This is a genomic window from Microbulbifer variabilis (assembly GCF_052467165.1).
Map to the genome: position 1 here is coordinate 2,227,316 of NZ_CP174301.1, position 20,364 is coordinate 2,247,679.

Consider the following 20,364-nt stretch of genomic DNA (forward strand, 5'->3'; position numbering starts at 1 on the left):
TTTTGTTAGGGTATAGCGCATCGACTATTTCTTTACAGCACTTGGAAATTACACTCTCGTCTTTTTGGCAGGACGAAGGCCGGGCCATACTGAGGTTATCGTTTCCGAGCGTATCGCGACATATTGCTCCAACCTAATCACCTAGCGTGCCGTAGTCACTACAGCTGGACACAGAGGGTAGCCTTTACATGCTGTATCTAGCGTCGCATTTTACTCACATCATCATGACAGAAATTTAATGAGAACAACCTCCCTCACTCTAACTTCAAAGCTTCCTCGAGAACACCATATAATTTAATAGAGCATCTCATAATCAAGTAGAAAAATAGGAGCAATAGTTTGTACATAGCAATCCTAAATGAAGATTACCGAAATCAAGTGGCAGCACTTGCTGACGATTGCCCGAAGAGTAAAAATCTCATCAAAAGTCCCTAGTAAAATCTCAATGACAAAGTCGACACCTACAAAAATCAGATACTATCTAGTTAGTCTATTCAGAGGCGTAAGCCAAGTCATCCTTCAAAAAAACGCATTAAGTGGTGTTCTATTCTTATCCGGAGTAGCAGTTAATTCGGTTACCATGGCTCTTGGAGCAGCACTTGGTGTTATCACAGCGACCGTTTGTGCAGGAATTTTGCATTACCCTGTGAAACAAATTGAAGAGGGATTATTTGGGTACAATGGAGCCTTGATCGGTATAGTCATATTCTTATTATATGCTCCATCCCCAATTACTATTTTATTAATTATTGGTGGAAGCGCTCTAACAGTATTGATCATACGCTTTATGATGCTTCACATTTTCCTTCCGCCTTATACTGCACCATACATTCTGGTGATATGGGCTATATGGATATTTGCCCCAACACAGGACCTAGCGCCAGCCGTAACACCCATGAATGAAAAAATTTCAACATGGGGGATATTTGAAGGTATAGGCCAGATTATATTTCAAAACAATGCCATTACCGGTATTTGCTTTTTAGTTGGACTTTTCATTTCGAATAAGTCTCATGCGCTTTGGAGCATAATTGGTGGACTGCTTGCCACATTCCTGGCCATGTTCCTAGCTTTACCACCAACGCTAATCCTAGCTGGAATCTTTGGCTACAACGCATCTCTGAGTGCTATTGCACTATCAAATGGAAGTAAGCAGTGGCTAGCCCCTCTTGCAGGTAGTGTATTAACCGTTCCAATTGCGATGGCCCTTATGGGTGCTGATATTATTATTTTAAGCGCTCCATTTGTTATTTCCAGCTGGATTATATTGTTATTAAAGAGGGAGCTCGCAATAGGTCGTTAATTCAGCAAATCAGAACAAGCGCTATCACCACGAAAACTATTGGCATGATAGGGCACCAACCTCTTCAACAATCACTTACTCCGAATAGACGATAGGTCCACTGATCAGCTCGGTAAAATCGAAAGTAACTCCAAAGGAATTCTTCACTCATCCGAATAATGGTTCGACGATCGGAAGAATTTAGGGTACCTGCAACTGCTGCATGTGCCATGTGTTGCTTAAGCATTCAGCTTCAATACTCTGACCGTCTTTAAGATCTTGTCCATAGGTGCGAATGGCAGCCCCTTTATCGGAATGAATAACTGGCTAGGGAAGGGGAGAGATAAACTGTGTCAGCGCAACTGCACGATTAAAAGCGGTTCCCTTTGGTACCACTTCGTTGGTTAATCCAATGCGGCAAGCTTCTTCTATATTAATAATTCTACCAGTGATGATTAATTCCAGGAATTGGTGGACGGTCATTGGAACTGGCAGCATCCTGACGCACAACGACAGTGACATCACCATCTTCCGTTAACCCACTTTCAGCTTGCTCTGGGCCGGGCGGAGAGCCACTCGGCCGAACAATACGTATCTTATCGTTCAATTCCACTCTTTATTGAAATAATTTCAATTAATATGAGAGAGCTAGATATTCTTAAAATTTTCAAAATCCTTCTAAATTTTTGTGAGACGGAAAATTAAACTGTAATTCTCTGTATATTTAATTGGTGTCAGAGTCGAATACGCTCAGCGGGCATATACCCAACAACAGTAAAAGGGCTTCGGATAATTGGTGCCAGAGTCGATTAAATAACGAAAAATTATGGTTTTTCTTTGCTTTTCTCTCTGTTTAAATCACCCCAGTTACCACTGCGACGTTAACTGAGCTACTGACTCATCGCCGTGGTAAAGGGTTAACCACCAACATCAAAAGCCAAACAAGAGGGAATCCCCATGTCTATCTACCTGAACTTCAATAACAAAGCTACTAAAGGCAACGTCACCGCCAAAGGTTACGAAGACTGGATCGAAGTTGACAGCTTCAACTTTGGTGTTGGCCGCGGTATCACCATGGAAGCCGGTGCTACCTCCAACCGTGAAGCCTCTCGCCCAAGCCTGAGCGAAGTTACTCTCACCAAGCGCATCGACGCAGCTTCCGGCGGCTTGTTCAAGTCTTCTGTCACTGGTGACGAAGGTGTGCCCGTAGAGATTCATGTTGTACAGACCGGCGCCAACTCTGTAGAAAAATACGCGGTTTACAAGCTGACTGACGTAATCATCTCCTCTTACAGCATTGGTGCTTCTGCCGGTGGCGCTCCTCAGGAGTCCATCTCTCTGAGCTTCGCCAAAATCGAAGCAGAACTCGACCACGCTGATAAGACCAACAAGAACCCGAAGAACATGAAGGTTGGATACGACCTCACCACAGCGACTCCGCTGTAATTGGTTCGACTCTTTTCGGGTTGAACGGTGGCCTGCAGAGTACCTGCGGGCTACCGCCCTCCAGTTCTTTAGCTGAGTGCTTATACGAGCACTGACCTAAAGAACTGCAGATTTCTAAAATCTCATTTCTTATTTGGCACCGTAGGGATAGTTGGGGCTGCCCATGGCTACACTCAATCAAGATAAAAGAATGATTACGGTCGACAGCCCAGTCGGCTCGGATGCTTTGATCGCAACGACCTTACAAGGCGAGGAGCATGTCTCCAAGCTATTCCGCTATGAAGTACAACTTCTTTCTGATGATCACGCTATTGAGCAAAAAGATCTTGTCGGCAAACCAGTAACTGTTTCGATTCACCACTCTGAGACACCACGCCATATTAACGGCTATGTTACCCAGTTCTCCCTTCACGATGTAAACGCCGAAGGCGTGCGTAGTTATAGCGCAATTCTTCAACCTGGCCTGTGGTTCACGAGCCTCGGAGGCTCCAACAGAGTTTTCGAAAAGAAGTCCGCCAAGCAAATTCTTGAAGAAGTGCTTGGTGAATACAGCAAGGTTATCAAACTGACCTTAAAGCTAAATGCCGAATACATCACCCGTGAATACTGTGTACAGTTTGATGAAAGCGACTTTGAATTTATCAATCGCTTAATGGCTGAAGAGGGTATTTCCTACTACTTCAAGCACTCTGAAGGGCAGCATGAGCTTGTACTCTGCGATGATCCTCAAGATTTTTACGACTGTGAAAGTGAAAAAATTGAGTATGACGGAGGCGGTAGCCATCCCACAAAAAACACAGTGAGTAGCTGGAGAAGAAACTTCAACTACCATGGCGGCGGTTTTGAGCTCAAAGATTACAGTGAATTTACTGCTACCAAAGACAATAAGCAGCAAGTTAAAACCACCAGTAAGCTGAATGATGCTTCTAACTACATGCGCGGCTTATATGGCCTGAACCACTTCCAGGCTGATGGTGAACACAAACACAAATTTACTGATAGTTACCATAAAGCACTGGCAGAACGTGCTATGGAAGCACAGGAAGCGCTATTTGATGTCAGCCATGGATGTAGTGACTGCCCCTCCTTTACTGCCGGCGGACGTTTTAATTTTGATCACACGTTGTCGTCAGAAAAGGGGAAGTATCTTATTACGTCTGTGCATGTTTCAGCTGCAGACGGTAACAGTAACGAAACCCACTTCCACAATACCTTCAGCTGTATTCCATCTGCGGTAATGCCACGCCCACAGCCGAATGTTTCTGCAAAGAAAATACACTCACCACAAGTGGCACGTGTATTGGAAGTAAAAGCAACCGCATCCGACAGCTCTCAGGACCCCTACACCCAACTGAAAGTGAAGTTCCCCTGGAACTCACAACAAAATAGTTGCTGGGTCAGAGTGATGCAGTCTTTTGCCGGAAAAAACTGGGGGGCAAACTTTGTACCCAGGGTAAACCAGGAAGTGGTTGTTACCTACATTAATGGCGACCCGGATAGACCATTGATTACCGGTGCAGTATATAACGGCGATAATCCAGGCCCCAATTACACCGCCACCCAAAGTGGCTGGAAAACCGAGTATGAGGGCAGCACCTTTAACGAGTTGCGCTTTGATGACAAAGGTGGCAACGAAGAAATCTATATGGAAGCCGGTAAGGATCACAACTTTGTTATCCATAATGACCAAACTGGCAAAATAGAAAACAAGCAAACTCTGGAAGTTAAACAGGATCGTAGCATTACCGTAACTGATGGTAGCGAAGTGGTCACCATTGCCAAAGGTGACCAAAAATTGAATGTGGATAAAGGAAACCAGACTGTCACGATTGGTTCTGGAAATCACACACTCAAGATTAGCAAAGGATCGCAAACCACAGATGCTATGGGGGCTATCAAGATATCCTCAAAAGCTTCAATTGAATTAAAGGTTGGGGGCAGTAGTATTAAGCTAACCCCAGCGGGAATCACCATCAAAGGTACAATGCTTTCCTGCAAGGGAGATGCTACAGCTGAAGTTAAAGGCGGCGGCATGCTTACCCTGAAAGGCGGCGTGACTATGATCAACTGATGGGGATTAACTAAGAATGACTGACCTGATCAAAGTACAAGCACTTACCGCGGCGGAGCTGCTAAAAAATTTTGAGGTGAGTGAAGAAGCGGAAGAGCACCTGGTGCCCGATACTGCGCCCGAGGTCAGCATTAACCAACTGGTTGACGCGGGTCTTTACCCCGATGCGATCAAACTATTGGCACATGGGCTCCCCAAACGGGAAGCTGTTTGGTGGGCCTGTCTCGCAGCTCGGGATATTCAAAGCCCAGAAACTGATGAAGACAATGTAAATGCATTAGTCGCTGCGGAAAGCTGGGCCAAAAAACCCAGCGAAGAGACTCGGTTAAAGTGCAAAACCCTGGGCGATAAAACCAAGCACAAAACCCCAGCGAGCTGGGCAGCTACAGCAGCGAGTTGGTGCCATGGAAGTCTGGCGGCGGAAGGTGAGCCTGTGGTTGAGCCGCCAGAACATCTTTATGCACACGCCGTCGCTGGTAGTGTCACTCTCGCTGCAGTTTTATCTGATCCAGTGGATCCCGGCAAAAGATTCGCAAGATACATGAATCAAGGGTTGGATCTGGCACGTGGCGGTAATGGCAGGATAGAGGACTAAATATGGGCAAGCCTGCTTCACGGATTACGGATATGCATGTCTGTCCGATGGTGACAGGTACTGTACCTCACGTCGGCGGGCCGATCCTCAGCCCAGGTGCTCCAACGGTCATTATCGGCGAAATGCCCTCAGCTACGGTTGGCAGTGCCTGTACCTGTGTAGGACCACCAGATACTGTGGCTATGGGCAGCACTACCGTACTGCTGCAAAAGAAGCCTGCTGCCCGCATGGGAGATACAACTGGCCATGGCGGCAAGATTGTAATCGGATGTCCGACAGTTTTGATTGGCGGTTAAGTTTCACGTCATCATTGCTTATCAAGGTGTATTTATTATGAACCGATTAAACCGTCGACCAAGAGCAAGCAGGGGCGAAATAAAGCCGAATATATTATTTATAGGGCAGCGAGATGATCTACTCGCTGTGTGAATCAATTGCAGTTATTACCTAAAAATAAGGGATCATAGGAGAATCGTCATGGCAAAACTAATTAGTCGCAGCATTAAGCATGGGGTTAGCTTTTCCGTGTTGGTCGAGGATGATGCATCGGCCCTCTTTCAAACGAAAGTAAAAAAATCATGTGGATATTGGCTGGATGAAGCACAGGCAATTCTGAATCGGGCGATGAAAGTATGCGCCACAGCTCTTGTTACCCCTGATAAGGTTCCAGGTACATTTCATAATTTACTTTCTTACTACTTCGGCCTTCCCGCAGATAGTTCATCAGAAAAATACATCCCTTGTTTAAACGCGATAATTTCTCGGTTAAATAGAACTCAGGCGGGTTTGAAAAGGGGGGTGGAGCTTGCAGACAGGGAACAGATGCCCATCGTGGCAAAACTTCAGACTTCTGTCATGAAGAAAATAGGTTGGGGGGACCCCACGGATAATATGGCGGGTTTTGTGTGGGTGGACATTTTTGAAAGCGTGCCCAATTATATTTCAAAAACATATAAGATGAAGAAAGCGCAATGGCAAGGGGGCAACAGCTTAATCTCGATGTTGGGGGGAAAACTCAATGGAGGGGGCTATATGAAGCCTCACTATCACCCCGTCCATTTGAATTTCAAAAAAATTTGGCCAAAAGGTGATATATACTGCACCGTCACTCTGATACACGAGGGGACACATAAATTCGCGGATACAGTGGATCATGAGTACTTCAAGGATGATGGAAGCATTGTGGATAAATTAGATGAAGAAATCGGTAAACTTGGTCCTTTATATCTTAATATTCATAAGGACAAGTCTAGTGATGAAGTATTCAAAATCGTTGAGCAAGAGGCATTAAAAATGTTACGTGGACAAGATAATGCGGCTAGAAAAATGCAAGAAATTGGTGTGATGAATGCGGTGAATAATGCAGACTCACTGGCATGGTTCGCGTATGACGTAGCACAACTTCCCACTGAGCAAGAAGTTGGGAAAGTTGTAGGAAATATTTTGGGTAATCGAAAAATACATCCGAGCTTGCTTAACCAATAAAGAAAAATCCGGGGGACAGTTCACTTAATTTTAAATCATTGAAGAATTTCCTTTACTACAATAAGATATCCTAGCCCGTATTCAAGTGAACTGTGCCCAGAATTCCAAGCGTACCCTAAAAAAGACGACGGGTAGTTACCAATATCGAAGGTATCAATCACAATAAGTTTGCAGAACTAACCAGTATCCCCCGCATTATGCTAGAACAGATTCTCAATCTGCGTATATCACAATGAGGAGCTCGATATTGAGAAGAGGGCGGGCCTACAGAAGCAAAGCATTTGGGAGACGTCAGGCAATGATGTCTTTATCGATGAGATACAAAATCTCCTCCCATCTGGCCGCGAGAAGCTCAACCCAGAATGGAAGCGCTGCATCACTGAGTACCGTCACAACGGCCTCGAGCAATCCGCTGTTGGCCGCGATCATCATTAGGGCTCGACTTGTTGCAGTTGTCTGGGGGAAGATCAAGTGATAGCGCGCGTCGACGACCAATACATCATTGTTCAAAATACTATTTTTCTATTAATTGCAATCTATTGATGTATAATTTATTTTCAAACTCGCCTCGCTCTCCCTGAAACTGCACGCTTTTTCTCATCGGCGTGAACATATTCTTTATCAGTAGTACACAGTTTCCCATGTCATAGATCTACCGATAGGTCTTTAAGATCTCTATTTTCTGCATCCATTGAGGCTCCAGTATGACGAAGCCAATGAGTCGATGTGGCCAGGAGAACTTTCGCATCATCCTCAAAACCATCTCGCATTATCTTTTCACTAGCTAAATCAAATGCCTCTTGAGTAAGTATCGTAATTGTTCGTGCCCGTAATCCTGGATAAGGACATCTGATGACTGAATGCTCAGGTAGTGAACAGTAATTCAATGGAGCTGCCGCAAATCGGTAGCTGAAAACTGTACATCTCCCTATGGATTTCAGTTTTCCGACTTGGTATAGATATTGTTAGAGCACTATACATTATCAACTGGTTAGCAATCAGGAAACTGTTTAGTCTGCTAGCTGCTATCTCTGAATGTGGCTGATACACAAAGGCAAGGCTGAATGATTATAAGTTATCAATGAGCTAGTGATTTGAAATCCGCGAGCCTAGCCAAAATTAAATAGAGCGAAAGGGGCCCACCCCGAAGGGTGGGAAATAGCTTAATGAGCTTGATGTTCTAAAGCGTTTAGGAAAGTTGCAATATCATCTACTTGTTGTGTGCTTAATTTCTGTCCCAATTGGTACCAAGCCATATCGTAAATTGCCTGCTCAATGGTTTCTACACGCCCGTCGTGGAAGTAAGGAGCGCTTCTGCTTACATCGCGTAGCATTGGAACTTTAAACATCATTTTATCTTTTTCAAGGCCTGTAACTTTATAACGACCTAAATCTTCTTGGTGTGGATATTGGTTGACTAGCCCCATCTTCTGGTACATGTTTCCACCCAAGGTTGCACCATTGTGGCATGCTGAACAACCAGTGTTGATAAAGGTTTGCAAGCCCTTTAACTCACTTTTTGTCATAGCCTGATCATCGCCACTCATAAAATCATCAAACCGATCATTCGTAATCAGGGTGCGCTCAAATGCAGCTATGGCCTGAGCAATATTGTCGTAAGAGATAGCATTTTCTTTACCAAAGGCGTGTTTGAAAATTTCTTGATATTCGGCAATTTTTGAAATCTTTGTCTCAACAGCCTCTTCTGAAGGCATTCCCATCTCTACAGGGTTTAAAATTGGACCTTTAGCCTGTTCCTTCAGATCCTCTGCGCGACCATCCCAAAATTGAGCCATCTGGAATCCTGAATTCCAGACCGTTGGAGAGTTTCGATCACCCTTGGTACCAGGTAAAGCTCCCGGTGATGTCGTTTCATTGTCAACGCCCGAGCCGTTGTAGTTCCCTACTTGATGGCAGCTGTTACAGGATTGGCTATCATTGACTGAAAGCCGTTTGTCCATGAACAGTGTTTTTCCAAGCTCAACCATAGCTGGGGTGTCATTCTCACTGCCTGGCATAGTTTCTGAGAGAGTGCCGAACATAATTTTTGATTGTTGACGTAATTGATTTATATCAACTTCGGCCGTTGCTGTTGTTGGTAGCAAGCTTGCTGCCGCTATCAAGCCGCCAATGATTGGAAGCTTTAGATCTCTTTTCGAAAAAATTTTCTTAATCACTTTGGTATCTCTCCCACATCTCAAAAAACAATGAAAACTAACCTACTTTTAATCAAGGTTAGGCGGTGCCACTATATAGGGTAGCTCATTCAGCTGATACCATGATTTAACAAAAAATTTATTGATTTTTAGAATATCCAAAATTGTTCACAAAATATTTTTTCAAATATTATTCACAACTTGACCTATACATTGAGTGCACTGGATTTGGCGAGATTGAAGTCTTGCTATTTACCTTTAAAATTGCAGGGCAATTTCTGAGATGGCGAGGAAGTGTAGGGTTGAGGGATATTTATCGGTATCTCCAAAGAGAAATGATTCGTATTTCTGCTAGCCGGTTGGTGGTGTAATATTTTCTCGAACATAAATGACTCCTTAACTATCTGAATGTGGTTAACTTTTTAGTTAGAGCTTTTAGGTTTTAGGAAGCCTTTAATCTTATTGTTATATCTGTTTAACTTTTATATTGGTCTACGTATCCTAAATAGAGACGTATGGATACACGATTAAGTGTTTTAGTTGTAAATTAAGTACTTTATTTGGCGAAAATTAAGTGCTTAAGTCGAACTGCCCAAAATTGAAAACGTGAGGGGGATCAATGGGCTGTGTTAATTCCGATATTTTTGAATATCGGAATATTTATATTTGAGTGTATTCCACGTATAATTGCCGCATTCCAACAACAATCTAAAGGCTCTACGTCTGCCACCAACCATTCGACAACCTCAGCAACCCTGAGAATCCATTTCGCTGCATGATCTTTTCCCGTGCCAGTTCATTCAACCAACAACTCTCCACCGCAAGCCACAAGCAGCATGATCCAGCAGTACTGTTGACAATTTTCAAACTCGCCTCGTTCTCCCTGATGCTGCCCGCTCTTTATCATCTGCATGGACGTATTCTTTATCAGTAGTACTTAACTTTCCATGTCCCAGATCTGCCGACAGGTCTTTAAGAGCTCTACTTTCAACATCCATTGAGGCGCCTGTGTGACGAAGCCAATGCGTAGAAGTAGCCAATAGGACTTTTGCATCATCTTCAAAGCCGTCCTGAACCATTTTTTCACTGGCTAGATCAAACGCTTCCTGAGTTAATATTGCGATTGTTCGTGCTCGTAGCCCTGGGTTATGTTTACGAATTGGGTGGAGTAGGGGGGATGACTCGCCAACTGCTGGCAGCCCATCCAGCCCACGACTAATACGATATCTTCGTAAATAGTCTAAAAAATCAACCGGTACGCTAACCTTTCTCTTTTTGTTTCCTTTTCCAAATACAATAAACCACCAGTCATCTTCCTCCCTGTAAAAATCCCCCATCTTGGGGTTCCATTTTGGCCGGCATGACAACTCACCAACACGTAAATAAAGACTCTTCATACTGGCAACAATAAAAAGGTGCCGCTCCCAGGTCGGATCTTCATCAGCTTTTGCCCGAGTACTTTCCAAAACATACTCCCACTGCAGTGCAGACAAACGTTTCACTGAATCGTTTGATACATCGATAATTAGATGGGGGGATGCCTTTTTGACGGCTGCAATTACATTTCCGAATGCATAGTCTTCTTCAACTAAGTGGTTATACAGCACGCTCAGGTTTGAGAAGACTTCTCTCAAAGACTTCTGAGCAAGAGCATAATCACCAGTATCTGGTTTGATATCTGAAACGGAAGGACTCCTAAGAGATTCTTTCCGTTCAGCCTTACTGAGCTTCGCTACGAATGGTCTCCAACCCTTGTTAGCCTCTTTTAAACCATTATTGACCAAGAATCTTCTACATACCTGTGTTCCAATCCAACTTCTTGGTGGATTGACGACAAAATCGATGTAAGCCTCAATGTCTCGCTTTTTCATCATGGCAATTGACTTGCAGTGTATGCACCAAGCCCATAACAAAAAACGCTCAGATTCGCTCCTAAACGCGTTGTAAGTCGCTTCTGAGCGTCGACATTTACTCCAAAGAAAGTCTTTTACGTGTCGGTAATCAATAATGGCCTCTGGCACAGAGCTAGCCATTGACTGTACGAAGTTTTTCACTGCAGGAGCATCTTCCGAGAATAATTCTCCTCGATCAAGAGCATAAAAAGGACGGTAGGAATCAAAAAGTGGCATCGCATCAAAGCGCTGTGACATAAAGAACCTGGTTACTAAGAATGAAAAATCGAATTTAATAATTTAAAAGCTGTAAAGAATTGTATCATACGTTATTTCCAATAGTAGACACTATTGGAAATTTTAGCCACCCTGGGTCTCGTCTTCTTGAGTCTAGTTGGACGTCCATACCGTCCAGGCAATCGGCGGTTCAATACAGAATTGAACAAAATCCTCGATATGCTCACGCTTGTGCGACAAGATTGAAACTTCTTCGATACGCCAAGCCCATTGCAGTAGTCGTTCAAGTTCGCGGCGATAACTGTTAAACGTTGCCTGGCTACCGTTGTAGCTGTAAAGAAATAGTACTTTACTTGGCAGTCCACGGTACAAACAATGTTGCCCGTTTTAAAACTAGAAATGGCGAACGCGTTGTTAACTCAGATTGGCGGCCATCAAGTGTACCTTTACTGCACTGACTTCTTTCTTCGACTTCCTGTTTCAGGAAGGCTTGGTTCCAGCCAATCCTGTGGCACTGATTCGCCAGAAAAGTAAGTTTGTTCGACGTGAGCAACAAAGCCAGGTTGTACGTCGAATCAGCAACTTGCAGTGGGATTATGTCCTGGAGACTGCTGAGATCATGGCCGAGACATCACCAACTGATCACGAGCGAACTTTATTTATTATGAACGCCCTATTCGCTATGTATTTTCGCATCTCTGAGTTGGTTGCAGATGAAAGATCGGCACCAGTTATGGGTGATTTCAAGAAAGATCACGACGAAAACTGGTGGTTTCATGTTACGGGTAAAGGTAACAAAGGCCGGGCGATCACTGTTTGCGACCAAATGTTGAAGGCCTTGAAGCGCTACAGAAATTAATTGCAGCTCCCTGCTCTGCCCAGCATTAATGAGCAGACACCTCTGGTGCACAAGTCCCGTGGCAAGGGACCGGTTACCAGTACCCGACAGGTTCGCCTGATTGTTCAAAACTGCTTTGATGCTGCCCACCAACGGATGGTTGAAGAAGGCTTAGGGGAAGATGCTGAAGATCTTAAGGCTGCCACTGTGCACTGGCTCCGCCATACCGGTATTTCTGAAGATATGAAGTACCGCCCCCGCGAGCATGTGCGCGATGATGCGAGCCATGCAAGTATGGCTACGACCGATCGCTACATTGATTCCGACATGCGGGAGCGGCATGAAAGTGGACGCAGTAAGCGGGTAAAGGAGGAGCGGTATTACTGCCGCCCTGCCCTCATATAAATGAAATAGCTTGACCTGCAAAAGATACGATATATCATTGCTCACCATCTGATTAACCTAGTACACATGGATGAATACTCAGAGTGCGGAGAGGCTAATGGCACATACAAACAAACTCCCAGTCACCGTCCTTTCAGGTTTTCTAGGTGCCGGTAAAACTACCGTACTTAGCCACATACTGAACAATCGCGAAGGCAAAAAAGTTGCTGTAATCGTCAATGATATGAGTGAAATCAATATTGATTCGACGAAAGTACAGAGCGAAGTTTCTCTTAACCGTAGTGAGGCGAAGCTTGTTGAAATGAGTAATGGCTGTATTTGCTGCACGCTGCGGGAAGACCTTCTGGAGGAAGTCACTAAGCTTGCGCAGGAAGGACGGTTTGATTATCTCGTTATTGAATCAACAGGGATTTCTGAACCCTTACCCGTTGCAGAAACCTTCACTTTTGCCGACGAAAATGGTGTTTCTCTCTCTGATGTTGCCAGTTTGGACACAATGGTGACGGTGGTCGATGCAGTCAATTTTTTAAAGGACTATGACGAGGCAGTATTTTTACAGGATGCTGGTGAATCATTAGGCGAGGACGACGAACGCAGTGTAACTGATTTACTGATCGACCAAGTCGAGTTCGCAGATGTCATTCTGATCAGTAAAACAGATTTAGCTGGCCCTTCTGATGTTGAGCGCCTAGAGGCCATTCTGCGAACTCTAAATACGCAGGCAAAAATAGTTCCGATCTCTCAAGGGCAAGTCGATATTGACGAGGTTCTAAGTACCGGCTTATTTAACTTCGAGCGCGCGCAGCAAGCACCTGGCTGGCTCAAAGAGATGCGAGGTGAGCACGTTCCTGAAACTGAAGAGTATGGCATTAGCAGTTTCAGCTACGAAGCACGTAGACCCTTCCATTGGCTGGCTCAAAGAGATGCGAGGTGAGCACGTTCCTGAAACTGAAGAGTATGGCATTAGCAGTTTCAGCTACGAAGCACGTAGACCCTTCCATCCAGAAAAATTTCATCAATTTCTGCACAATACTGAAAGGCACGGCAAGTTAATTCGCTCCAAAGGGTATTTTTGGCTGGCGTCCCGCCCTGAGTTTGCAGGCGAATGGAGTCAAGCGGGAGGCATTGCCCACTATGGTTTCGCCGGGATGTTCTGGAAAGCTGTACCCAAAGAAAACTGGCCCACTGACGAGAATTATCGCAGCTCCATTGAAAAACATTGGGTAGAACCCTTTGGTGATATGCGGCAAGAACTAGTATTTATTGGCCAGAGTCTGAATCAAACCAGCATGACAAAAGCGCTTGATAATTGCCTGCTAAGCGAGGACGAAGTACTACGAGGCAAAGAATACTGGGCGACATTGAATGATCCATTTCCCGCATGGGAGCAAGGATGAATATTAACCTCCCCTCTGTACCCGGCTAGATCCTTTGGTGGAAAAGTGTAAAAGACCGACGAGGTGCCGATCTTTAATCAAACTAACTCCTTTCTACAATTCAATTCTCTATAGCGGCCTCAACGGCTGCCGCCGCATCAACAATGCCTGATCCACAGCGCCGACAAGAGCCCGTAAAGCTTCGAGCTGTACTGGTTAGGATAGATTCAACCTCATCTGGTGTAACATCGGGCTTGACTGAATATATAAGTGCAGCTGTACCGGCAACATGTGGAGCGGCCATGCTGGTACCGGCATAGTATGCGAAGCTATCACTACCGGGAGTTCGCGCTCCGCTGTTTAATGTAGAGAGAACGCCATCGGATTCCACCGAATTAGTTTCACCTCCGGGGGCAGCGACATCGACCACATTGCCGTAGTTGGAGTAATAAGCAAGCCCTCCGGAGCGGTTGGTCGCGGATACAGTAATGACTCCTGAACAGTTAGCTGGCGAAAACCAGAAGGCATTCCGCCCAGAGTTACCCGCCGCAACAACAACGGTAGCGCCCAGGCTACGGGCCGTATTAATGGCACTTTGAGTTGTGCTTCCACAGAGGCCAAAGCCCCCCAGGCTCAAGTTCAGTACTTGAGCCGGAGTTTCATTGGCTGGTGCACCACTAACCGAGCCGCCAGCGCTCCAGACAATGCCGTCGGCAATATCAGAAGTGTAACCGCCGCAGCGGCCGAGTACTCGAACGGGGAGCACTTTTGCTTTATGAGCTATCCCAGCGATACCCATATTGTTGTTGGTGACGGCAGCAATGGTGCCGGCCACATGAGTGCCATGCCAGCTGCTATCAAACTCGGGATACAGTGGATTTCCGCAGTAACTATCGGTATACCAATCCCCGGGATCACTGGCATCACTATCACGACCATCCCCATCTACAGCGATATCGGAATCCGAAATCATGTCGTAACCAGGCAGCAAGTTGTCCATGAGGTCTGAGTGAGCGAGGTAACCGGTATCAATAACTGCTACTACCACGCCCTCCCCCTGAGTTATATCCCAGGCTGCGGGCAAATTCAGTCCGCCATCAGCTTCAAAGTAGTGCCACTGGTCGTAATAGCTGGGGTCATTAGGGACCGCCATAGGGTGCATCATCAAGTCGGGCTCAGCGTACTCAATATTGGGGTCTTGTTTTAGGCGGTTGATTATCAGGTTGATCTCGGCTTGGCTTTTTCGGCTTCCCAGTTGCATGACTTGTGCACCCGTCGCCATGCGCCGCAAGTGGCGCAAGTTGTGGCCTGCACGACGAGAGGCCTTCTCCACGGTTTCCTGAGTCATGCTCGCTGACCGTCCGATCGTGGAATCCTGCTTGTATTTCACAATGATCCGGTCAGTTGTTGGGGAACTACTTATGTTATCCATTTGGGTGGCGAAGGAGCCTGTACATAGAAGTGAAAACACACCTGCTAGAGTGGATTTTTTCAACAGTGACTTCATTATTGTTATCTCTCCATGATGATTTAGCCGACGGGGTGTGACATCCTAACCATTAGTACCAATGTCCCTGTTGTGACAGGGCACGTTAGGGTTTATGCAAGATATATGCCTGAGCAAGTCATGGCTGGATATCGAGACAAAATTAGTACCTATGTTTCAATTTTGCCCACAGGGATAGTAGTGGCAACCGATGTATCCTTCTTAGGTGATTGCCGGCTTCTTTCTATTCTTGTGGCGCCTCCACCTAAACAAGCTTATTTATCTGTCTTTGCACCGATATAGAGCTAACTAAGGGCTTTCCAATCACTGTGCACAGAAAAGCTGCAAAATCTTTTTCGAAAATTTATCAACTTTAAAGAAAAGGCTGGAACTTGAAGGTTATTCACTCTGACAAAACGAGCTTTAATTGAGCAGTGGAAATGATCATCACAGAATTGGTGATAATGCTGGCGATATCACTAGAAAAGGATTCTGCGGAGATCAACGTGTTAAATGAAAATGCCAGTCAGTTAAGCTGACTGACATTATTTGAGTAGAACGGCTATCTACCCACCCCACAGGAACCTGTCGAGTAGGAGTTAGCCCACTTACTCAGTACTAGCACTCAGAGAAACGCCAGAGTAGTCAGAGTAACCGCGGATACTGATATACCAGGTACCTGCGTCTGGATTGCTCCAGCAGCCGATTTGATCCAGTCAGCTACCCCTCTCATCTTGGATTCAAAAATCTCACCGGAATTGGCAATTTTGTGATTTGGGGGCTGAAGTTTACTATCCGGCTACTTGCATGCCCTGCGCTGACTCTAGTGACAAGGGTAACGCCTAGACTGAATTCCAAGGTCACCTCGGAAAATAATCGCCGATGTGGCACGAAATGAACGACAAGACAACATTCGAATACATCGTTTGTGTTCAGATCGTCGAGTGCTCCCTCCTCACACAGGTTTGACTCAACACACAGTCTATGACTCGTACCCAGAGAATCTTTACCTATACGCAGGAAAATTCAGCTTACAGGCTCCCCCTCAGGTCCCCTATAACTTCATCACCTTCACAGATAACTTCTATCCGAACCCTATCTGTTTGGAGAATCCATTACCTATAATTCGGGGATACGGCCTATTTTTTGAGCTAAGCGCTAACCCTCTTCCGAAAACTATACCCCTGACATAGAGCTATATTGACATTTACTCTCAGGTTAATTTCGGGTTGTCTAAATAAATTGATTCAGATATGCGTGAGCGGCACGAGAGTGGACGAACTAAACGAGTAAAGGAAGTGCGGTAGTAATACCGCCGCCCTACTCTACCGGCAAGCTTCCATTTTAAATGACAGTCTAAGTTGTCGTAACCCAAAGTTGATCTGACATTTGGTAGTTTTCAGAAGGTGTTCTGTCAGTTCAAGGTCAAGTAATGTGATTTATTCGGCAGAAGGCGTCAAGCCAATCAGTAGTAATTAGTTTAGCTTTAGGCGATAGTATCGAATTCACACCTTTCCAGCTATTAGCCACTAATACAAGCTCCTGCTATCTACAGACGGTATATCGCCAAACATTCCTTGTTCGGCGTTCCAACCACCCTCTACCAATAACAGGGTTTTGTCAGAAAATTTCTACATCTGCATTATCACTAACTAAGTGATCAGTATATAAACCGTACTCTTTTTCCAAAATGGAGCAAGTTAAATAGCTGGCGTGCGGTTGAGTTGCTGAATACTGGCAAGCAGTCCAGCGGCATGAATCCCGCGGCCTCGTGCAGCATTGGCCGCATTAGGGTCAGCTCGAGGTGGAGCGTAAGTCAAATTGGTCCATCCGTATAAACGGATTACAGAAGCAACTTTTTGCATAATGGCATTTCTCAAGCAGAGTTCGAGCTCTCCATTGGAAAATCCGATGCCCATATTCAAGGATCGAGATGTTCCAGAAAAATCCGCATTTGGCTTGCCGTTGAACCTAATAGTGAAACCACAAAAATCATCTTCCGACGATGCTAAGCGATTGTTTTGAGCCATAATGACACGAGCTAACTGTTGATGGCTCGTATTACCGCTACCTCTTCCTCCATGTACAATTGGAGCGACATTATGAGTGCCGACAAATTGAGGAAAAATATCATGCTTTATAGGTGTTCTCGTGTTGTAGTGCGGGTTAGTCCCGGCTGCGCCACATAAATCAATGATTCCAGTTGTGATTTCCATCACACCCGTATATGCGTAATTCAACTGTACAATCGCTAAATTACTGAGTGCAGACGGGCTTAACCTAACTGCGAACGGGTAACTTCTCAAATAGCCTCTTGCCATAAGGCGAAAACTCCTAAGATACAAAGCAGTAGTCAACTAATAGCAGCCCAAAACTGCTATCACACACAACCTTGTAAGACAATCCTTGTGGTACTCCATTTTGTAAGTACCGTTATTATTCAATTGCAATCCATTTTTATTCAAATCCATTGCAATGAGGCGATCGTACCGCCATGAAAAAAAAAGTCAATGCGATTGTAACTTTTTGCTTTGATGGAAGTCACATATCAAAAACCTTTGATACTAAAAACCTCCTCATTGCCTATAATTTACTCTATCTATTCTGTTGATGACGCTCTAGGACATTTAGCTCTTACTAACACGTGTGAGATAGCCCTCAAGCAGAATTCACACTGCTGCCACGCTGTTGAGAAAATTTGTCTCAAACTTATACGACAGTTACCATAAAAAACAAAAACAGATATAAAGCTAAATTCGTGCAAAAGAAAAAGTAATTGTAAATATATTAGTTTTAAACCATCTTATTGACCTTGCGGATAAATAGTTCAGTATGGCCATACACAAAAGAAGTGTGAAACCTGATTTGATTTTACATTTGGATCGCAGTGTATAGTGTCGCTAAGAGACCACACCTGCTGTCAAGTTAGGTCATTCGGCTTTTCATGATTAAGAAAGGTAATTACTGGAACAATGTAAAATGCAAGTAAATTTTTGTTTACTTTTTGTGAGTAGGGTCAGTGGTAAGTAATATGTGGAATCTAAGTAAATCTAAGGTAAGTAATGGGTATCACTTTACTATTAATAATAATCGAGAGGCTGTTACATTTTATGAGGTGCTGAAGTCCCTTCGGGATAATGCTAAATTTAGAAACTTTTTAATCTCTTCGCTTCAGGTGATTCCATATCAGGCGTATAGGTGGGAGACACCAGGATTTACCAAGAAATCACTGCAAGGAATATTTGAGTTTGTCGTTTTAGATGCGCCATCTTTAGATCAAATGCCCAACTCAAGGCCTTTCGAGGCATATATTCGTGATACTTCAAAGTCCGTTGTTTGGTTTCAAAATCTTGGCAAAGATGCCACTATTGTAGTGCCTTCAAATCAAGAAACCGCTGTAAATTATTGTCACTTAGCCTCCTTTACCAATACAGCACCCAGTAGGCAGCAGCATGAACTTTGGAGTACAGTTGGTGGCTTAGGTCTAAAGCTAGCTTCGAATAATCCTGTTTGGTTAAGCACAGCGGGCGGAGGTGTTGCATGGTTACACATTCGTTTCGATAGTAGGCCAAAATATTATCATTATACAGAGTTCAGAAAGCCACCCAATAAATAGAGTAGTTTAGCCTTAACCTGACGCATATCCTTGAAACGCCACAGGTTGAACAGTATTAGATTGAGTATACTTAGCATTTAACTTCATAATTCGCGCTTTCCCTTTTGGCGTATAGCGACACTTAGTTAGCAATTACTGCGAATGCCGGTTTCATCGCTGCAGTAAACTTCTGCGTCTCTGTTACATACATTCTTTGCATAGAGCAAATACTCAGTTTGCTCAATTCTCTAATCTGCCAACGTAAAGAAAATAACGTCAGATATGCAAGAAGCTGTGATCCAGCAATCAGCATCAATCGTAAATGTAAAATAACTATCTTTTGCGCTATCCCCTTGAGAAAACAACATTAATTTGAACAAAAACAGGAAGCAACAGCAGACAAGGCCGGAAAATAAACAAGCCACTATTTATTCACAAAACTCAACATACTCTCTTACCAGGAGCAGAAATGATAATAATAAAGTCATACCACAAAAATATACCCCAAAAAAATATAGAGAAAAATAATATCCCCTCAAAAAATAAAAACTTCCCCGTTGAAAAGAACTCCAATGAAGACCGCAAATCCAGCAGGCAACAAAAGCCTAATAAAAGTGACAACCCGACACCAGAATAGCTATACACCTCCTACTACTTGCACCTCAAGCTATTAATTAAAATTCTGGCACGGACTTAAATTATGGCACATCGCCGCTCAAAAAATAGAGTATTCTTAATGGGCAGGGTAACAATTGACTTTGAGAGTATTGCCTCAAGAAAAACTGCAATAGCATTCAATGTCACTACCAGTGAAACTTGGTCTGACCGCCAATCCGGAAAAGCACAAGAAAAGACAGAAACACATCGCTGTATTGCGTATGGAAACAAGGCTGAATATCTGCTTAATTATGGGCGCAAAGGCTCGCTGATTGATGTAGAAGGAAAGCTGCAGCATCGAATGAGAAAAGATCAGCAAGGCAACGATCGTACTACTGCGGAAATTGTAATTAAGGATGTGCAAATTATTGATGATTGGAAAATTGAGAACTGTTAGTTAAATTTAACCCCTTATAACCTTCTTGATAGAGCATGCAGATATCATTCCCTTGAGTAATTCCGGCATCAGTATGAAAAGGAGTTTCAATAAAATGACCACCCTACTCTACTACACATCCAGGTTTTATTATAAGTCACTATAAATTTCGCCCCTTCATTAAAGCGCCAAAACCGGAATATGAGAAAAACTTATGGGCAGTGGTTACTTCGAATGCTTATACTACTGAGTACATCTACTGTACTTGAGTAAGACCAATTTAGGTACTAGCCCCTTGGCACCCCACATCTTAGTTGCGACAGTCATGCCTCTACTAATTAGGTTTATTTAGATACACCATTTGCACGAACCCCTCAAAGTCATTTTCTCAACACAGAAGTCCACAAATATTACGAAATAGTTAACACTATATTTCATGAGACTGTAGAAACAACTTTTAAGAGCTT

The 20,364-nt window shown here is 44.1% G+C and carries 19 protein-coding genes; 12 read left to right on the forward strand and 7 right to left on the reverse strand.

The genetic code is table 11. The features are described from left to right. Positions 1–358: 358 nt before the first annotated feature. A complete protein-coding gene (locus ACJJIP_RS09930; protein ID WP_444946801.1) occupies positions 359–1,303 on the forward strand; it encodes an urea transporter in 945 nt (314 codons plus the stop codon). A gap of 421 nt (positions 1,304–1,724) precedes the next feature. Here the strand turns inward: ACJJIP_RS09930 and ACJJIP_RS09935 are convergent, their stop codons facing one another. After that, entirely contained in the window at positions 1,725–1,889 is a 165-nt protein-coding gene (locus ACJJIP_RS09935) for a hypothetical protein (RefSeq protein ID WP_444946802.1), read from the reverse strand. A 350-nt stretch (positions 1,890–2,239) separates the two neighbouring features. On the opposite strand from ACJJIP_RS09935, the gene ACJJIP_RS09940 reads away from it, so the two are divergent. From ACJJIP_RS09940 to ACJJIP_RS09960, 5 genes are all read left to right on the forward strand, one after another. Further along, positions 2,240–2,728, forward strand: a complete 489-nt coding sequence (locus tag ACJJIP_RS09940) for an Hcp family type VI secretion system effector (RefSeq protein ID WP_282953525.1) — start codon at positions 2,240–2,242, stop codon at positions 2,726–2,728. 163 nt (positions 2,729–2,891) lie between these two features. Further along, positions 2,892–4,799 (forward strand): type VI secretion system Vgr family protein, encoded by a 1,908-nt coding sequence (locus ACJJIP_RS09945; protein WP_444946803.1) that lies wholly within the window; start codon positions 2,892–2,894, stop codon positions 4,797–4,799. A 16-nt stretch (positions 4,800–4,815) separates the two neighbouring features. Continuing rightward, positions 4,816–5,394 carry a DUF6931 family protein gene (locus ACJJIP_RS09950; protein ID WP_020413591.1) on the forward strand — a complete coding sequence of 193 codons (579 nt, stop codon included), beginning with the start codon at positions 4,816–4,818 and terminating at the stop codon, positions 5,392–5,394. A 2-nt stretch (positions 5,395–5,396) separates the two neighbouring features. After that, entirely contained in the window at positions 5,397–5,690 is a 294-nt protein-coding gene (locus ACJJIP_RS09955; RefSeq protein WP_444946804.1) for a PAAR domain-containing contractile injection system baseplate protein, read from the forward strand. Positions 5,691–5,871: 181 nt separating this feature from the next. Then, complete coding sequence (locus ACJJIP_RS09960) at positions 5,872–6,879, forward strand: hypothetical protein (RefSeq protein WP_444946805.1); 1,008 nt, start codon at positions 5,872–5,874, stop codon at positions 6,877–6,879. Positions 6,880–7,170: 291 nt separating this feature from the next. On the opposite strand, the gene ACJJIP_RS09965 is transcribed toward ACJJIP_RS09960, so the two are convergent. From ACJJIP_RS09965 to ACJJIP_RS09980, 4 genes are all read right to left on the reverse strand, one after another. Continuing rightward, on the reverse strand, positions 7,171–7,389 hold the full coding sequence (locus ACJJIP_RS09965; RefSeq protein ID WP_444946806.1) for a hypothetical protein: 219 nt from the start codon (positions 7,387–7,389) through the stop codon (positions 7,171–7,173). Between the two features lie 653 nt (positions 7,390–8,042). Beyond that, positions 8,043–9,056, reverse strand: coding sequence for a cytochrome-c peroxidase (locus ACJJIP_RS09970; protein ID WP_444946807.1), 1,014 nt, complete (start codon positions 9,054–9,056; stop codon positions 8,043–8,045). Between the two features lie 842 nt (positions 9,057–9,898). Beyond that, positions 9,899–11,185: a tyrosine-type recombinase/integrase gene (locus tag ACJJIP_RS09975; protein WP_444946808.1), complete on the reverse strand. Its 1,287-nt coding sequence runs from the start codon at positions 11,183–11,185 to the stop codon at positions 9,899–9,901. Between the two features lie 132 nt (positions 11,186–11,317). Further along, a complete protein-coding gene (locus ACJJIP_RS09980) occupies positions 11,318–11,536 on the reverse strand; it encodes a hypothetical protein (RefSeq protein WP_444946809.1) in 219 nt (72 codons plus the stop codon). A 52-nt stretch (positions 11,537–11,588) separates the two neighbouring features. Between ACJJIP_RS09980 and ACJJIP_RS09985 the strand changes: the two genes are divergently transcribed. The 4 genes from ACJJIP_RS09985 (at position 11,589) to ACJJIP_RS10000 (ending at position 13,804) form a co-directional block, all read left to right on the forward strand. Then, complete coding sequence (locus ACJJIP_RS09985) at positions 11,589–12,023, forward strand: site-specific integrase (protein WP_444946810.1); 435 nt, start codon at positions 11,589–11,591, stop codon at positions 12,021–12,023. Then, complete coding sequence (locus ACJJIP_RS09990; RefSeq protein WP_444946811.1) at positions 12,024–12,407, forward strand: hypothetical protein; 384 nt, start codon at positions 12,024–12,026, stop codon at positions 12,405–12,407. It abuts the gene before it with no gap. A 97-nt stretch (positions 12,408–12,504) separates the two neighbouring features. Further along, positions 12,505–13,341, forward strand: a complete 837-nt coding sequence (locus tag ACJJIP_RS09995) for a GTP-binding protein (RefSeq protein WP_444946812.1) — start codon at positions 12,505–12,507, stop codon at positions 13,339–13,341. Next, positions 13,331–13,804: a GTP-binding protein gene (locus ACJJIP_RS10000; protein ID WP_444946813.1), complete on the forward strand. Its 474-nt coding sequence runs from the start codon at positions 13,331–13,333 to the stop codon at positions 13,802–13,804. Before ACJJIP_RS09995 ends, ACJJIP_RS10000 begins: the two co-directional genes overlap by 11 nt. 100 nt (positions 13,805–13,904) lie before the next feature. On the opposite strand, the gene ACJJIP_RS10005 is transcribed toward ACJJIP_RS10000, so the two are convergent. Beyond that, on the reverse strand, positions 13,905–15,290 hold the full coding sequence (locus tag ACJJIP_RS10005; RefSeq protein WP_444946814.1) for a S8 family peptidase: 1,386 nt from the start codon (positions 15,288–15,290) through the stop codon (positions 13,905–13,907). Between the two features lie 1,679 nt (positions 15,291–16,969). Continuing rightward, positions 16,970–17,590 carry a hypothetical protein gene (locus ACJJIP_RS10010; RefSeq protein WP_353375448.1) on the reverse strand — a complete coding sequence of 207 codons (621 nt, stop codon included), beginning with the start codon at positions 17,588–17,590 and terminating at the stop codon, positions 16,970–16,972. A gap of 710 nt (positions 17,591–18,300) precedes the next feature. Between ACJJIP_RS10010 and ACJJIP_RS10015 the strand changes: the two genes are divergently transcribed. After that, entirely contained in the window at positions 18,301–18,885 is a 585-nt protein-coding gene (locus ACJJIP_RS10015) for a DUF6940 family protein (protein ID WP_444946815.1), read from the forward strand. 679 nt (positions 18,886–19,564) lie between these two features. Then, entirely contained in the window at positions 19,565–19,918 is a 354-nt protein-coding gene (gene ssb / locus ACJJIP_RS10020; RefSeq protein ID WP_444946816.1) for a single-stranded DNA-binding protein, read from the forward strand. The last annotated feature ends 446 nt before the right edge of the window (positions 19,919–20,364 follow it).

Excerpts from the sequence above, each read along its gene's own strand:
- ACJJIP_RS09930 (WP_444946801.1), top strand. The coding sequence starts at position 359 with ATGAAGATTACCGAAATCAAGTGGCAGCACTTGCTGACGATTGCCCGA.
- ACJJIP_RS09940 (WP_282953525.1), top strand. The coding sequence starts at position 2,240 with ATGTCTATCTACCTGAACTTCAATAACAAAGCTACTAAAGGCAACGTC.
- ACJJIP_RS09945 (WP_444946803.1), top strand. The coding sequence starts at position 2,892 with ATGGCTACACTCAATCAAGATAAAAGAATGATTACGGTCGACAGCCCA.
- ACJJIP_RS09950 (WP_020413591.1), top strand. The coding sequence starts at position 4,816 with ATGACTGACCTGATCAAAGTACAAGCACTTACCGCGGCGGAGCTGCTA.
- ACJJIP_RS09955 (WP_444946804.1), top strand. The coding sequence starts at position 5,397 with ATGGGCAAGCCTGCTTCACGGATTACGGATATGCATGTCTGTCCGATG.
- ACJJIP_RS09960 (WP_444946805.1), top strand. The coding sequence starts at position 5,872 with ATGGCAAAACTAATTAGTCGCAGCATTAAGCATGGGGTTAGCTTTTCC.
- ACJJIP_RS09975 (WP_444946808.1), bottom strand. The coding sequence starts at position 11,185 with ATGTCACAGCGCTTTGATGCGATGCCACTTTTTGATTCCTACCGTCCT.
- ACJJIP_RS09995 (WP_444946812.1), top strand. The coding sequence starts at position 12,505 with ATGGCACATACAAACAAACTCCCAGTCACCGTCCTTTCAGGTTTTCTA.
- ACJJIP_RS10000 (WP_444946813.1), top strand. The coding sequence starts at position 13,331 with ATGCGAGGTGAGCACGTTCCTGAAACTGAAGAGTATGGCATTAGCAGT.
- ACJJIP_RS10005 (WP_444946814.1), bottom strand. The coding sequence starts at position 15,290 with ATGAAGTCACTGTTGAAAAAATCCACTCTAGCAGGTGTGTTTTCACTT.
- ACJJIP_RS10010 (WP_353375448.1), bottom strand. The coding sequence starts at position 17,590 with ATGGCAAGAGGCTATTTGAGAAGTTACCCGTTCGCAGTTAGGTTAAGC.
- ACJJIP_RS10015 (WP_444946815.1), top strand. The coding sequence starts at position 18,301 with ATGTGGAATCTAAGTAAATCTAAGGTAAGTAATGGGTATCACTTTACT.
- ssb (WP_444946816.1), top strand. The coding sequence starts at position 19,565 with ATGGCACATCGCCGCTCAAAAAATAGAGTATTCTTAATGGGCAGGGTA.